The following is a 14,484-nucleotide window of genomic DNA, read 5'->3' as shown; positions in this document are numbered from 1 at the left end:
GCGCATGTCACGCAGGAGAACGCTCGGCACGAAGAAGAAGCTCGCGCTGCTGGCGAGTGCCGCGACGGTGGCGGGAGGTGGCGCCTTCGTCATGGCGGCCACCTCGAACGCCGCGCAGTCCCCGCAGACGGCCGCCGAGTCGACCGTCTGCCAGGGTCTCGCCACCGCCCTCGGCAACAACCAGCGGTTCGTCGACGGCCAGCGGGCGGCCCCGGACGCGCAGTCCGAGGCCCGGATCGCCAACCGCGAGGCCGTCATCGCGCAGATCAAGGTGCAGCAGGAGGCGTCCGGGTGCGTCGTCGGGGAGTCGGCTCAGGACCCCCAGGCGGCACAGCCGGCACCGTCCACGCCACCCGCCCAAGCCACGCCACCCGCCCAAGCCACGCCACCCGCCCAAGCCACGTCACCCGCACAGACCGCGCCGCCCGCGCAGACCGCGCCGGCCGACTCCGGACAGCAGGTGTGCAACGGCTCGACCGTCACCCTGTCCGGCGAGGCCGGCGCCCCGGCCGCGTCCAGCAACCAGTTCCCTGTCGGGACGAAGCTGAAGGTCACCAACCTGGACAACAATAAGTCCACGACGGTGGAGGTCACCTCGGTCTCGGGCAGCTGCGCCCTGCTCAACAACGCGGCCTTCGAACAGGTGCGGGAGCCCGGCAAGTTCCTCATCCGCCGGGCAGTGATCGAGAAGGTGGGGTGATGCCAGGACGCCGGTAACCGTACGTGTCACCGGTCCCGCCGCCCCCGGCCAGGGGCGGCGGGACCGGCATGTCCTGACCTTTCATGCCCCCGCACCCCGCCCCCAACCTCATCGCATACGAGCCGCCCCCGCGCTCCTTTTCGTGCGTGTTTCCCTGTCCCTCCGCGCCCCATCCCCCCGCCGCGAGGACCCTCACAGCGTGAGTCGCGACACAGCACCACCAGGTAACACGGGGTTCACATTCGAGCAATGACCGGGAAATCGCCTGTTGACAGGCTGCGTGGCATCGAAAGCGGTGCCCCAGTGCCGCAGCGCCGCAGCACCCGCAAGTGCGTCTAGACACACCCCCGAAGGAAGTGGCCCGTGACCTTCAAGGCTGAGTACATCTGGATCGACGGCACCCAGCCGACGGCGAAGCTCCGTTCCAAGACGAAGATACTGGCCGACGACGCCAAGGGTGCCGAGCTGGGGATCTGGGGCTTCGACGGGTCTTCCACGAACCAGGCCGAGGGCCACGCCTCGGACCGTGTCCTCAAGCCGGTCTTCTCCTGCCCGGACCCGATCCGCGGCGGCGACGACATCCTCGTCATGTGCGAGGTCCTCAACATCGACATGACGCCGCACGAGTCGAACACCCGTGCCGCGCTCGTCGAGGTCGCCGAGAAGTTCGCCTCCCAGGAGCCGATCTTCGGCATCGAGCAGGAGTACACGTTCTTCAAGGACGGCTACCCGCTCGGCTTCCCCAGGGGCGGCTTCCCGGCCCCGCAGGGCGGTTACTACTGCGGTGTCGGCGCCGACGAGATCTTCGGCCGTGACATCGTCGAGGCCCACCTGGAGAACTGCCTGAAGGCGGGTCTCGCGATCTCCGGCATCAACGCCGAGGTCATGCCCGGCCAGTGGGAGTTCCAGGTCGGCCCGGTCTCCCCGCTGGAGGTCTCCGACCACCTGTGGATCGCCCGCTGGCTGCTCTACCGCACCGCCGAGGACTTCGGCGTCGCCGCGACGCTGGACCCGAAGCCGGTGAAGGGCGACTGGAACGGCGCCGGTGCGCACACCAACTTCTCCACGAAGGCGATGCGCGAGGGTTACGACGCGATCATCACCGCGTGCGAGTCGCTCGGTGAGGGCTCGAAGCCGCTCGACCACGTCAAGAACTACGGCGCCGGCATCGACGACCGCCTGACCGGTCTGCACGAGACCGCCCCGTGGAACGAGTACTCCTACGGTGTCTCCAACCGTGGCGCCTCGGTCCGTATCCCGTGGCAGGTCGAGAAGGACGGCAAGGGCTACATCGAGGACCGCCGCCCGAACGCGAACGTCGACCCGTACCTGGTGACGCGCCTGATCGTCGACACCTGCTGCACGGCTCTGGAGAAGGCCGGCCAGGTCTGATCACCGCTGCTTCCAGGAAGGGGCGCCCGCCATCTCGGCGGGCGCCCCTTTCGCGCCCCGGGGCTTCGTCCTCTTCGGGCCGACGCGGGCGACTTCTCGCCAGGCAGGGGTCCAAGCAGTGAGAGGAGACTCCTGTTGCGGGCCTGTGTCTGCTTCAATGGGCCCATGGCCAGCTTCCAGAACCACACCGCGACGGGTCGCCATGACCTCGAGCCGTTCTGGCCCTCCCGTCAGCACCACGACTTCGACCGGGTGTGTTGCCGCGCGATGAACGCGCCGGCCCTCTAAAGCCGTACACCCCCGGCCTTCGGCCGGCGCGAAACGACGTAGGTCCTCTCGACGAACCCGACCACGAACTCGGGGCCGTCGACCTTCCTGTCGAACCTCTCGCGCGAAAGAGCTGACCTCTCATGGCGACCACTCGTTCTCTCTCCCCCGCCGCCCTCTCCTCCCCCAACGGTTCGCGTCATCGTCTGCGCGCCGTCGACCGGGACGAGGTGATCGACGTCGCGGAGTTCCTGCCGCCGGGCGCCACCTGGCTGCCCGCTCCCCCGCACACCCTTCCCTCCCTGCCGGGCCGGCCGCCGATGATCGGCTACCTCGTGCTGGTCCCGGCCGACCAGCAGCCGCCGTTCCTGCCGGTGGCGGTGCCGGACGCGCCGGAGGCCGGTACGCCGGTCGCCGACGTCGGCGACCCGCTCGTCCGCATCGACAGCGGGCAGCGCACGGCCGAGGTGAACGGGCGCGAACTCGACCTCACCTACCTGGAGTTCGAGCTTCTCGCGCACCTGGTCACCCACCCCCACCGGGTGCACACCCGCGACCAGCTGGTCACCACGGTGTGGGGGTACGGCCATGTCGGTGACGGCCGCACGGTCGACGTCCACATCGCCCGGCTGCGCCGCAAGCTGGGCTCCGAGAACCGCCAGGCGATCCAGACGGTGCGCCGGGTGGGCTACAAGTACGCACCGCCGACCGAGCGTTGAGCCCTTCCCCCCGGTTCCCCCCTCTGCCGACGGCAGATCCGGGTTCCCTCCCGCCGCTCCACCGGGCACAGTCCCGGCATGAGACTTCTGATGCTGGGCGGTACGGAGTTCGCGGGACGGGCCGTCGTCGAGGCGGCCCTCGGGCGCGGCTGGGAGGTGACCGTCTTCCACCGAGGACGGCACGAACCTCCCACCGGCGTGCGGTCGTTGCACGGTGACCGCACGGCGCCCGACGGGCTCGCCGCCCTCGCGGACGGCGAATGGGACGTGGTCGTCGACACCTGGTCGGCCGCGCCCCGTGTGGTGCGTGACTCGGCGCGACTGCTGCGGGGCCGCGCCGAGCGGTACGTGTACGTGTCGAGCCGCTCGGTGTACGCGTGGCCGCGCGGCGCCGGACGCGGCGAGGACGCGCCCCTGGTGGAGGATGCCTCCGCCGACGCCGAACAGAGCGACTACGCCCGGGACAAGCGGGGCGGCGAGCTGGCCGCCGTCGAGGCCTTCGGCGCGGACCGCTCCCTGCTCGTACGGGCCGGGCTGATCCTCGGGCCCTACGAGAACATCGGCCGGCTGCCCTGGTGGCTGACCCGGATCGCCCGCGGCGGCCCCGTCCTCGCGCCCGGGCCACGTGACCTGCCCATCCAGTACGTCGACGTCCGTGACCTCGCGGAATGGACCCTCGACTCGGTGCAGCGCGAGGCGAGCGGACCGTACAACCTCGTCGGCCCCTCGGGGCACGCCACCATGGGCACGCTCCTCGACGCCTGCGTGGACGTCACCGGCGGGGCCGCCGAGTTGCGCTGGACCGACCCGGACATCGTCCTCGCCGCGGGTATCGAGCCGTGGCTGCACCTGCCGGTCTGGCTGCCGCCGGACAGCGAGGGACACGCGGCCCTGCACACCGCGGACGTCTCCCGGGCGATCGAGGCGGGCCTGCGCTGCCGTCCGGTCGCCGACACCGTGGCGGACACCTGGACCTGGCTGCGCAGCATCGGCGGCATGGCCCCACAACGCCCCGACCGGCCGGCAGTGGGACTCGATCCGGAACTGGAGGCGAAGGTACTGGCGACGAGCGAGAGGTCGGGCCGAGAGTAGGGGCGCGGGCCGGGGTTAGGGCGCGGGCGCGGGGGTGAGGGTTGCCAGCTGTTGGCCCGGGAATGTGCACGATGTCGGTTTAACTCGCTCGTGTGATGGTCGACTTCCGGGCTTGCGGCGTCCTGGTCCGTTCGGGCTACGGTGATCGTGCGATCTGGGACGCCGGGTACGGCGCCAGTGTTGCGGGGCCCCGCTCCACCGGAGTGATGGTTCGGGGCCTCTCCGTCGCCTCTGGCTGTGCCCATCTGGCCAGGTCGTGAGGGAACCGGCCTCCCGGGATCGGGCCACGGACAGGATCCGTGTCGCTGCCCCGGGGTCGAGTACGCCGGGGACCAGTGCGCCCAACACCGTTCGGGGCGTGCGGCTGAGCGGACTCACTCCTGCTCAGTCCGCAGGAACGGAACGGTGTATCTGGCAACACCCCTGACCGGCCGCCCAGCCCCAGTGACCCCCGCCTCCCGCTCGGCCAGACTGACGGCATGACGACCATCGAGACGAAGAGCGGCGGCGCCGGCCGCACCAGGGTGCGGGGCGTGGGGCGGGCGGCGGTACGGGGGCTCGGGCTGGCGTTGGTGCTGCTGCCGGGGGCGGTGCTCTGTTTCACCCTCTCCCTGGTGTCGATCGCGCTGATACCGGTCGGGGTCGGGATCGTCACGACACCCTGGGTGCTGACCGGCGTGCGGGCCTTCGCGGACTGGCGGCGGGTGCTGGCGGCTCAGTGGTGCGGGGTGCAGATCCCGTCGGCGTACCGGCCGGTCCCGAAGGACGCCAACCCGTGGGCGCGTACCTTCGGGATGCTCCGTGATCCGGCCACCTGGCGGGACCTGAGGTGGCTGCCGGTCGACATGACGGCGGGGTTCCTCACCGCGCTGCTGCCGGCCGTGCTGCTCTTCTACCCGCTGGAGGGGTTCGCGCTGGCCGCCGGGCTGTGGCGGGTCTTCCCGGACGGGTACTGGTACGGGTTCGTGCCCGTCTCCGACCAGGCCACCGCATTCGCCGCCGCGGCCCTGGGCCTGGTCCTACTCTTCTTCGCCCACTTCCTCACCCCACGGCTGCTGGAGGCCCACTTCCGGCTGACCCGGGCGGTTCTCGCCTCCAACCAGGGCGAACTGGCCGAGCGGGTGCGCGTACTGACCGAGACCCGGCGCGACGCGGTCGACACCTCGGCCGCCGAACTGCGCCGCATCGAGCGGGATCTGCACGACGGGGCGCAGGCCCGGCTGGTCGCGATGGGCATGGATCTCGGCACCATCGACATGCTGATGGACAAGGACCCCGAGCAGGCGCGGAAGTTGCTGGCGCAGGCCCGTCAGTCGTCCGTGGACGCCCTCGCAGAACTGCGCGACCTGGTGCGCGGCATCCACCCGCCGGTGCTCGCCGAGCGTGGACTGGGCGACGCCGTACGGGCGTTGGCGCTGCGGATGCCCGTGGCGACCGAGGTGGAGGTGGACCTGCCCGGCCGGGCGGACGAGCCCGTCGAGTCGGCCGCGTACTTCGCGGTCAGCGAGGTGCTCACCAACGCGGTCAAGTACGCGGACGCCGACCGGATTTGGGTCGACCTGCATCACGTCGCGGACGACGGCGGCATGCTGCGGATCTCGGTGACCGACAACGGCAGGGGCGGCGCGGTGATCGGGGCCGGTTCGGGGCTCGCCGGAGTCGAGCGGCGACTGGGTACATTCGACGGCGTCCTGGCCGTCAGCAGCCCCGCGGGCGGCCCCACCATGGTCACCATGGAGATCCCTTGCGTGTTGTCCTAGCCGAAGACCTGTTCCTGCTGCGCGACGGACTCGTACGCCTCCTGGAGGCCCACGACTTCGAGATCGCCGCAGCCGTCGAGAGCGGGCCGGAGCTGGCTGCCGCCCTGGCCGAGCTGCAACCGGACGTGGCGGTGGTCGACGTACGGCTGCCGCCGACGCACACCGACGAGGGGCTGCAGTGTGCGCTGAACGCCCGCCGGGACAGACCCGGTCTGCCGGTGCTGGTCCTGTCGCAGCACGTGGAGCAGTTGTACGCGCGTGAGCTGCTCGCCGACGGCAGCGGCGGGGTCGGCTATCTGCTCAAGGACCGGGTGTTCGACGCGGAGCAGTTCGTGGACGCCGTACGACGGGTCGCGGCGGGGGGTACGGCCATGGATCCGCAGGTGATCCAGCAGCTGCTGTCCCGGCGGGCGGCCGACGACCAGCCGCTGGGCCGGCTCACGCCCCGTGAACGCGAGGTGCTGGAACTGATGGCGCAGGGCCGCACCAACGCGGCGATCGCCGCCAAGCTCGTGGTCACGGAGCGGGCGATCGCCAAGCACACCGCCAACATCTTCGCCAAACTGGGCCTGGAGGTGTCGGACGACGACAACCGCCGCGTTCTGGCGGTTCTCGCCTATCTCGACCACGGCCGCTGAAATGAGACCCCGCTCGGGCACCTCCTGTGAGGGATCAACAACTCCTGGTGTTACCGGGGCAGTTGAAACCGAATTGTCTCGCGCATCTTTCACCAATTTCTGGGACGGCTGAACATCCGTGGGACTCCTTCCGTATTCAGGGGCGCCGCTTCACTCCTGTCGGGCGCCTCGAATGCCCCGCAAGGAAGTCAGAGGAGTTCCATGGGACGCAACACAAGAAAACGCCGTATGCCGCTGGCCACCAAGGCCATCGCCGGAACGGCTGCCCTAGCGCTCGGTGGGGGCGGGCTGATCTGGGCCAACTTCTATGCCTCGGCGCACGAGGAGAACGGGGCCCAGAACCAGACCAAGGCCGCCGCCGCGCAGGTTGCGACGATCGACTGCCCGGATGTCGGCCAGCAGCTCACCGATGTGCCGGACAAGGCTCGGGCGGGCGTCGACAAGGAGCTGGCGCTGCTCGACCAGCAGGTGACGGAGGCCTACAAGCGCCTCGCGGACACACGCCAGGCCCAGGCGGGGGATGCCGGCTTCGTCAACAACGCCATTCTCGGACCCCTGAAGTCCAAGCGGGTTGCCACGCTCGACCGGATCAACATCAACCTCAAGCGCGTGGGCGGCCAGGCTCCGCAGGGGATGGACCAGCTCGCCGAGTGCGAGGGCGTGGTGGCCGACCAGCCGGAGGTCGTCGACGGCGAGGGCGGGGGCCAGAACAACGACGGTCAGGACCAGAACAACGACGGTCAGGACCAGGGTGGGGACCAGGGCCAGGACCAGGGCCAGGACAACGGCGGTCAGGAAGGCAACGGCGGTCAGGCCGGCAACGGCCCGGCGGCAGCCGACTTCCAGGACATCACCACCGTCCAGCCGAACGGCGGCCCGCAGGGCGTGAACGGCAACGGTCTCCCCGCGAACGGGGACACCGGTTCCACGGGCACCTTCACCACGAGCTGTGGCACCAACGAGAACGAGAACCGCAACTCGGACAACGTGATCGTCGCTCCCGGTGTCAGCAACGGTGCGCAGCACCAGCACGACTACGTCGGCAACCAGGGCAACGACGCGTTCGCGAGCGACGAGGACCTGGCGGCGGCGGACACCACCTGCGAGAACCAGGGCGACAAGTCGTCGTACTTCTGGCCGGTGCTGCGTGTGCAGGACGGTCAGGACGACATCGACGCGAACGCCGCCGGTGGCGGTCAGGACGGCAACGTCGGCACCATCCAGCAGGCCAGCGAGGCGCAGCTGAAGTTCGTCGGCAACAAGACGAGCGATGTCGTCGCGATGCCGACGGCCCTGCGCATCATCACCGGTGACGCCAAGTCCTTCGTGAACGGCCTCAACAACGCCAACACGAACTGGAGCTGCACCGGCTTCGAAGACCGGCAGCTGACGGACAAGTACCCGATCTGCCCCGAGGGCAGCTCGGTGGTACGGACGTCCTTCTTCCAGAGCTGCTGGGACGGCCAGAACATCGACAGCGCCAACCACCGCACCCACGTGGACTTCGTCGAGGCGGACGGCAGCTGCTCCAACGGTTTCCAGGCCATCCCGCAGCTCCAGGTCCGTCTGGTCTACGACGTGCCGGCCCCGCAGATCCAGAACGGACAGGTCGTGAACCCGTTCGCGGTCGACTCCTTCCCGGACCAGCTGCACAAGCCGATCACCGACCACAACGACTTCATCAACTTCTTCGACGAGAACGTGATGAACGAGATGGTCGACTGCATCAACAGCGGTCAGCAATGCCAGTGACCTTCTAGGAATCCGGTACTGACCAACCAGGAAGCCGGCGGTGGGAAGTCCCACCGCCGGCTTTCGTCTGTTCCCGGATCCCCGCGCTCAGCTGCTGTGACTGCTGGTGTGACTGTTGTGGCTGCCACCGGGATTCATGTGGGCGGACCCCTCTTCCATGGTCCCGCCGAGCCGGCCGCGCAGCGCGGTGACCGTCTTCTCCTCGCCGACGGCGACCCACTTGCGGCCGACCAGGTAGTAGCCGCCGTAGTCCTTCGCCCCGCTCAGCCACTCGGCCTGACCGCGGTCGGTCGAGAACGTCGCGAGGACGAACTTGCCGTCGGGGTTCTTGCAGATGGCCTGGCGGATCGTGTCCGCGTCCGTCTGCATGTTCGGGTTGCACTTCGCCTCGGCGGCCAGGTGCTCCAGGCTGCCGGTCGCCGTCTCCGGCACCGCGGCCGCCTTCTCGCCGCCGGATCCGCAGCCCGTCAGCGCAAGCACCAGCGCCGCGCCGGTCAGCGCGAGCTTCGGTCGGGTCACCCTCATCTGTTCCTCCGGTCGCATGCATCAGACCATGCCTCAGCCGGCCCCGGCGAGGGGCCCGTCCCCTTCGATACGGCTCCGGAGCACGCGGCGCTCAAATCAAGTGCCCCTGCCGGCACAGCCGTGCGAAAGTGTCGCGGTGAACCAGGACTGGGAAGACCGTGTGACCGCCGCGTGGGCCGGCTTCGACGACTACGCCGAGGAGGATGCCTCCGACTTCCGCGCGGTGATCGACGCACTCGTCGCCGAGCTGCCGTCGGACAGCCCGCTCGGCCCCTTCGAACAGGCCTGCGCCTGGGACTCGACGGGTCACTCGGACAAGGCGGTTCCGCTGTACCGGGAGGCGCTCGCGCGCGGTCTCGAAGGCTACAAGGGGCGGCGCGCCAAGATCCAGCTGTCCAGTTCCCTGCGGAACACCGGGCGGGCGGAGGAGGGCGTCAAGCTGCTGACGCCCGAACTGGACAGCTCCTCGGACGAGTTGGACGACGCGGTACGCGCGACGCTCGCCCTGTGTCTGTCGAGTCTCGGCCGGGACCGCGAGGGGCTTTCCCTCGTCCTGGGCGCCCTGGCACCCCATCTGCCGCGTTACCAGCGGTCGATGGCGAACTACGCGCGGGCCCTGGTCGATCCGGAGGGCTGAGTCACCCGGATGGCGGTGACCAACCACCGATTCGCTCGTTCTGCTGAACGTGCAGTCACAGGATGTCGCCCCGCGCCCCGCACCCGGCTCCGGCTCCGCCGCCGCTTCCTCGTCGTCCGACCCGCTCGTCGACGTCGAGCAGGCCGAGGCGGCGCTCGTCGAGCACTATCCCCGGCTCGTCCGGCTCGCCTATCTGGTGCTGCCGCCGGGCCTCGGCCGCAACCGGCGCGTCCTGACCGCGCACGCGCTCACCCAGCGCGCCCTGCCCCGGGGGCGGACGCCCGTACCCGTGATCCCCGCTCAGTCGACGGGCCGGGAGGGCGACCCCGGCTACGCCTTCGTCCGGCTCCGGGTGCTGCGTACGGCCCTGGAGGCGGGTCTGCCGCTGACGTTCAGGGCGTGGCCCAGGCGGTCGCAGCTGCCGCCGCTGCTGCCCCAGGTGCGGGGGCTGCGCCTCTTCCCGCGCTCGGGTGGCGCCGACGAACTCGCCCTGGACCAGCGGCTGTCCGCCCTGTCCGGACCGGCCCGCGCCGCGTACGTACTGCGCGGTCTGGAGAAGCTTCCGGACGGCGACGTACGCGAGGTGTTGGCGGCGGCGGGCGTGGACGACGTGGACGACGCGCTGGACGAGGCCGACGAGGTGCCCGCGCAGTACGCACTGCTCGGCTCCCCCGAGTTCGACCCCTGTTCGCTGCAGGCCCGGCCCACCGACCTGATGCGGCGCCGCCAGCACATGAAGGCCGCGCTCGCCGCCGCGGCGGCCGTCGCCGTGTGCGGGGCGCTGCTCGGCCTGCCCGGTGACGGCTGGGCACCCGACGGCGCCGCCGCCCCGCCGTACGCGCAGAACCCGGCGGCGCAGGCCGCCCTCGACCCCGGCCGGCTGACCAGGGTCCCGGCCACCGCGTGGCAGGCCGCCGCGCGCACCGACTTCTCCGTGTGGCCGGCCCGCGGTGACCTCACCGGCGACGAGGCGCTGCTGCGCCGTGCCCTCGCCATCTGGGCCCGCCCCGGCGAGACCGTCCAGGTCTCCGCGACCCCGGGCACCCCGTCGGGCGGCCCGGCGGGCCCGCCGCAACTGCTGTACGCCGGGAACGTCGACAACGCGCGCGTGGTGATCCTCTACGACGGTCTGCGCATCGCCCGGTACGCGGAACCGAAGGACAGCACGAAGGGCGCCGCCCTCGACTTCGCGCGGGTCGACGGCGCGAGTGGCGCCGAGGCGAACGCGGTGGTGCTGGGCCGGGCCGACGGCAACGTCCGCTATCTGACCGCCCCCTGGGTGAAGAAGGCGGCCGAGCGGGACCTGCTGAAGCCGGGCTCCGGCGCGATGGACCTCACGGTGGCCGAGGGCGTCACCTCGCCGCTGGCCAGCGCCGCCCAGCAGACCGGCGCGTGCACCTCGTGGAACGTCCTCCAGCTGACGGACGGCTCCGGTACCCGCCTGTCGACCGACCTCGGCGAACTGGTCCCGGCCCGCCTCACCACCGGGCGCCCCGGCTCGACGCGCGACGCCTCCGGCGCGGCGGCGCTGCGAGCCTGGGCACCCTTCGCCTGCTCCCTGTCCGCCGTGCGCTCCCAGGGCGTGCGGTCCGTGAACGCCTGGGAGTACGCCACCCAGCCGCTGCCCGACGCGAGCGGCTCGGCCTCGTGGGTGTGCACGCGCGCCGAGACCTGGCGGGGCGGCGGCACGCGCGTCCAGGCGCAGTTCCGCACGCCGGGCGGGCCGTACGGGGCGGTCGCGGCGAAGGCCGAGAACGTACCGGCCTGCGGCCCGCGCGACCCGCATGTGCTGGCAGGGGTGCTGTGGAAGTCGGAGGCGGGTTCCTGGTACCTGCTGGCGGCGGGCAGTCGTGGCACGGCGTCGATCACGACGACGGGCGGCGTCGGCGGCTCTGCCCAGGGCAACCTGCTGGCCGTGCGGACGCGGCAGGGGGCGCAGGCCGGCCTGACGGGGAAGCTGGAGAGCGGGCGGTCGATCGACGCTCTGCGCTAGCGGAACAGCGCGTGCCGGACCTGCTTGAAGTGATCGTCTTGTGGCGAATTCGTGAACACCGTTGGCCGCTCCGGTCCGTTCGGGGCCGGATCCGATCGGTAAGGTGTTCGTATGACTATCGGGGTACGCCGCAGAATGGGTGTCGAGGAGCGGCGGCAGCAGTTGATCGGCGTCGCCCTCGACCTGTTCAGCCGTCGTTCGCCCGACGAGGTCTCCATCGACGAGATAGCGGCTGCCGCCGGTATCTCACGCCCGCTGGTCTACCACTACTTCCCCGGCAAACTCAGCCTGTACGAGGCCGCGTTGAAGCGTGCGTCGGAGGATCTGGCGAGCCGGTTCGTCGAACCGTTGGAGGGTCCGCTGGGGGCCCGGCTGCTGCGGGTGATGCGCCGGTTCTTCGACTTCGTCGACGATCACGGGCCTGGCTTCTCGGCGTTGATGCGCGGCGGCCCGGCCGTCGGCTCGTCGACGACGAACGCGCTCATCGACTCCGTGCGGCAGGCCGCGTATGACCAGATCCTTTCGCATCTGCGGGTGGAGAACCCGCCCGCGCGCCTGGAGCTGGTCATCCGCTCCTGGATCTCGCTCGCCGAGTCGACCGCGCTGATCTGGCTGGACGGCCGGCGCATCCCGCGCGGCGAGCTGGAGGTGCAGCTAGTGCACGACTTCGCCGCGCTGGCCGTCGTGAGCGCCGCCCACGACGAGGAGATGGCCGCGCTGACGCGGCACATGTTCAGGGACGAGCCGGCCGACGGCCCGTTCACCGACCTGGCCACCCGGCTGATCGCACTGGCCTCCTAGGCCCCTCGCATCCCCCCGGCTCTCCGGCCCTTCTAGGGGGTGTTTTGGAAGTCCTGTGCGGTGCCCGCGGTGTTCGGTGCGTGCCCTCGGCGTGCCGGACGAAGGCCCTCGTACTGGACGTACTTGGGTCTTTGGCCGGTGCGGCGAGGGTGCGTGCCGGGCGCCGTGGGTGCTGTGCGGGACTTTCAAAACACCCCCTAGCGCTCCAGCCTGCGGTACGAGGGTTCCAGGTCGCGGACCTCGGCGGTGGCGTGCAGCGCGAAGCCCTCGTCCGTCACATGCTTGTGCAGCAGCGCCACGACGGCTTCGGTCAGTCTCGCCTTGGTCTCTTCGGTGCGTCCGGCGAGCAGGCCGATCGTGACGTGGACGATGGCGTGCCCCTCGTCGAAGCCGACCAGCGTGTACTCGCTGCGACGGAACTGCGTCTTGCACGCCTCCGGCTTGGCCGCGGCGATCTCGACCGTCGCCGAGTGCAGGGCCTTGGCGAAACCGGCCCGGTCGAAGGCGGGAGCCATCACGGCGGAGTAGTCGACGGTGATCTGCGGCATGAGCACTCCTGTTCTAGGGCAACAGGAGTCACCTTAGTTCTTCAGCTGCAGCGCCAGCATGGCGATGTCGTCCTCACGGTCGTGGCCGAAGCAGGCCAGGAGCGTGTCGCAGAGGGCGTCCAGGCCGGGCAGGGCGCCGGCGGCGGCCGCGCGGAGATGCTCCATGGAGGCCGCCAGGTCCGTGCCCCGGGTCTCGATCAGACCGTCGGTGATCATGAGGAGCCGGTCGGTGGGTTCGAGGAACAGCTCGGTGGGCGCCGGGTGGGGCAGACCCAGGCCGAGCAGCGGACCGGATGCCTTGGTGTAGTCGGCGCTGCCGGTGTCCCGGATGATCAGCGGCGGGATGTGGCCCGCGTTGGCGATGCGGGTGCGCCCGGTGGCGGGGTCGATCAGGGCCAGGCACACGGTGGCCGTGACGTCGTCGTGGTAGTGCTGGAGCATCCGGTCGAGCCGCTCGGCGAGGACGGCCGGGTCGCTCTCGTCGACGCAGTAGGCGCGCAGTGCGTGCCGGATCTCGACCATGACCGTCGCCGCCTCCAGCGAGTGCCCGACGACGTCGCCGACCGCGGTGAGCATGCCCTCGCGGGTGCGCAGCGCGGCGTAGAAGTCGCCGCCGATCTCCGTCTCCCGGGACGCCGGCACATAGCGGACCGAGACGTCCATGCCCGGCAGCTCGGGCAGCCGGTGCGGCTGGGGCAGGAAGCTGTGCTGGAGGGTGAGGGCGACGTGCCGCTCGACCTGGTACATCAGCAGTGGCTCGGCGGCGAGCGCGGTGGCCTGTGCGAGCCGGGCCACGAGGGCTTCGGTGTCCGGGTCCACCGGGCGCACCCCGCGGGTGGGGGTGGCCAGGCACACCGCGGAGTTGCCGTCCTGGGTGAGGATCAGCACCAGGCGGGCGTCGTGCTGCATGCCGGGCCGGAAGAACCCGGCGGGCCACAGCGGCGCGGCCACCGTGGTGATCTGCACTCCGGCCTGCCCGCGGGTGAGCCGCCGGAGCAGACCGGCCACGGTCCGGTCGGCGCCCTCGTCCGGCAGCGCGATCGAGGTGCGGTCCCGGGAGATGCCGCGCAGCAGCACGTCGTCCGGGCCGAGGACGAAGACGGCGGCGGGGGTGCCGGTGAGCCGCGCGGTGCCCTCGGCCGCGGCGTCGGCGAGTTCCTGCAGGGAGCGTGCGGCCTGGACGGTGACGATGGTCTCCGACAGCAGCGTCAGCCGCCGCGCCAGCGCCTGGTAGTCGGCCCGCAGCCGTGCCGTGCGCACCGCGGCCCGGACCACCGCGTCGATCTCCGCGGGCTCGGCGGGCACCGTCAGATACGCCTCGCCGCCCGCGTCCAGCCCCTGGCAGCGGTCGCCCGGGTCCACGGCGGAGGCCGAGAAGTGCACGACGGGCAGGCCCGCCATCTGGGGCCGGTCCTTGATCCGGCGGCACAGTTCGAAGCCGCTCATGTCCGGCAGGTTCACGTCGACGAGGGCGACGTCCACAAGCGTGCCCTTGCGCAGCCGTACGTCGAGTTCCACGAGAGCCTCGGAGCCGGAGGCGACCGGGACGACCCGGTGACCGGCGCGGCGCAGCACGGCGCCCATGGCGTACCGGCTGGCCGCCACGTCGTCCACGACCAGCACGGTCGTCTCTGTCCGCTTGCCGTTGACATCCATCTGC

14 protein-coding genes are annotated in these 14,484 nt (G+C 71.0%); 11 read left to right on the top strand and 3 right to left on the bottom strand.

Annotated elements, in window-relative coordinates; all coding sequences use genetic code 11:
• Positions 1-4: 4 nt before the first annotated feature.
• The 8 genes from KUM49_RS13925 (at position 5) to KUM49_RS13895 (ending at position 8,320) form a co-directional block, all read left to right on the top strand.
• Positions 5-700: a hypothetical protein gene (locus KUM49_RS13925; protein WP_217237127.1), complete on the top strand. Its 696-nt coding sequence runs from the start codon at positions 5-7 to the stop codon at positions 698-700.
• Between the two features lie 363 nt (positions 701-1,063).
• On the top strand, positions 1,064-2,092 hold the full coding sequence (gene glnII, locus KUM49_RS13920; RefSeq protein WP_217237126.1) for a glutamine synthetase: 1,029 nt from the start codon (positions 1,064-1,066) through the stop codon (positions 2,090-2,092).
• Between the two features lie 165 nt (positions 2,093-2,257).
• On the top strand, positions 2,258-2,380 hold the full coding sequence (locus KUM49_RS49800; RefSeq protein WP_099928360.1) for a hypothetical protein: 123 nt from the start codon (positions 2,258-2,260) through the stop codon (positions 2,378-2,380).
• Positions 2,381-2,502: 122 nt separating this feature from the next.
• Positions 2,503-3,078 (top strand): winged helix-turn-helix domain-containing protein, encoded by a 576-nt coding sequence (locus KUM49_RS13915; protein ID WP_217237125.1) that lies wholly within the window; start codon positions 2,503-2,505, stop codon positions 3,076-3,078.
• Between the two features lie 78 nt (positions 3,079-3,156).
• Positions 3,157-4,170 (top strand): NAD-dependent epimerase/dehydratase family protein, encoded by a 1,014-nt coding sequence (locus tag KUM49_RS13910; protein ID WP_217237124.1) that lies wholly within the window; start codon positions 3,157-3,159, stop codon positions 4,168-4,170.
• A gap of 479 nt (positions 4,171-4,649) precedes the next feature.
• Positions 4,650-5,930 carry a sensor histidine kinase gene (locus tag KUM49_RS13905; protein WP_217237123.1) on the top strand — a complete coding sequence of 427 codons (1,281 nt, stop codon included), beginning with the start codon at positions 4,650-4,652 and terminating at the stop codon, positions 5,928-5,930.
• Positions 5,915-6,568 (top strand): response regulator transcription factor, encoded by a 654-nt coding sequence (locus tag KUM49_RS13900; protein WP_217237122.1) that lies wholly within the window; start codon positions 5,915-5,917, stop codon positions 6,566-6,568. The genes KUM49_RS13905 and KUM49_RS13900 overlap by 16 nt, the downstream gene beginning before the upstream one ends.
• A 201-nt stretch (positions 6,569-6,769) precedes the next feature.
• Positions 6,770-8,320 (top strand): DUF1996 domain-containing protein, encoded by a 1,551-nt coding sequence (locus KUM49_RS13895; RefSeq protein ID WP_217237121.1) that lies wholly within the window; start codon positions 6,770-6,772, stop codon positions 8,318-8,320.
• Between the two features lie 87 nt (positions 8,321-8,407).
• On the opposite strand, the gene KUM49_RS13890 is transcribed toward KUM49_RS13895, so the two are convergent.
• Positions 8,408-8,845 carry a hypothetical protein gene (locus KUM49_RS13890; protein WP_217237120.1) on the bottom strand — a complete coding sequence of 146 codons (438 nt, stop codon included), beginning with the start codon at positions 8,843-8,845 and terminating at the stop codon, positions 8,408-8,410.
• Between the two features lie 136 nt (positions 8,846-8,981).
• On the opposite strand from KUM49_RS13890, the gene KUM49_RS13885 reads away from it, so the two are divergent.
• From KUM49_RS13885 to KUM49_RS13875, 3 genes are all read left to right on the top strand, one after another.
• A complete protein-coding gene (locus KUM49_RS13885; protein ID WP_217237119.1) occupies positions 8,982-9,482 on the top strand; it encodes a tetratricopeptide repeat protein in 501 nt (166 codons plus the stop codon).
• A gap of 49 nt (positions 9,483-9,531) precedes the next feature.
• The gene (locus KUM49_RS13880) at positions 9,532-11,475 is read left to right on the top strand and encodes a hypothetical protein (RefSeq protein ID WP_217237118.1); all 1,944 of its coding nucleotides are present in this window, start codon (positions 9,532-9,534) and stop codon (positions 11,473-11,475) included.
• 111 nt (positions 11,476-11,586) lie between these two features.
• Entirely contained in the window at positions 11,587-12,276 is a 690-nt protein-coding gene (locus tag KUM49_RS13875) for a TetR/AcrR family transcriptional regulator (RefSeq protein ID WP_217237117.1), read from the top strand.
• A gap of 197 nt (positions 12,277-12,473) precedes the next feature.
• Here KUM49_RS13875 and KUM49_RS13870 read toward each other — a convergent pair whose 3' ends face one another.
• Complete coding sequence (locus KUM49_RS13870; protein ID WP_217237116.1) at positions 12,474-12,824, bottom strand: 5-carboxymethyl-2-hydroxymuconate Delta-isomerase; 351 nt, start codon at positions 12,822-12,824, stop codon at positions 12,474-12,476.
• A 33-nt stretch (positions 12,825-12,857) separates the two neighbouring features.
• Entirely contained in the window at positions 12,858-14,480 is a 1,623-nt protein-coding gene (locus tag KUM49_RS13865; RefSeq protein WP_217237115.1) for a fused response regulator/phosphatase, read from the bottom strand.
• Positions 14,481-14,484 lie beyond the last annotated feature (4 nt).

Origin of the sequence: Streptomyces sp. AC555_RSS877 (genome assembly GCF_019049245.1) — a bacterium.
GTDB lineage: Bacteria > Actinomycetota > Actinomycetes > Streptomycetales > Streptomycetaceae > Streptomyces.
The sequence above is the reverse complement of the archived record's forward strand: the minus strand, read 5'-3'. Positions and strand labels throughout refer to the sequence as shown.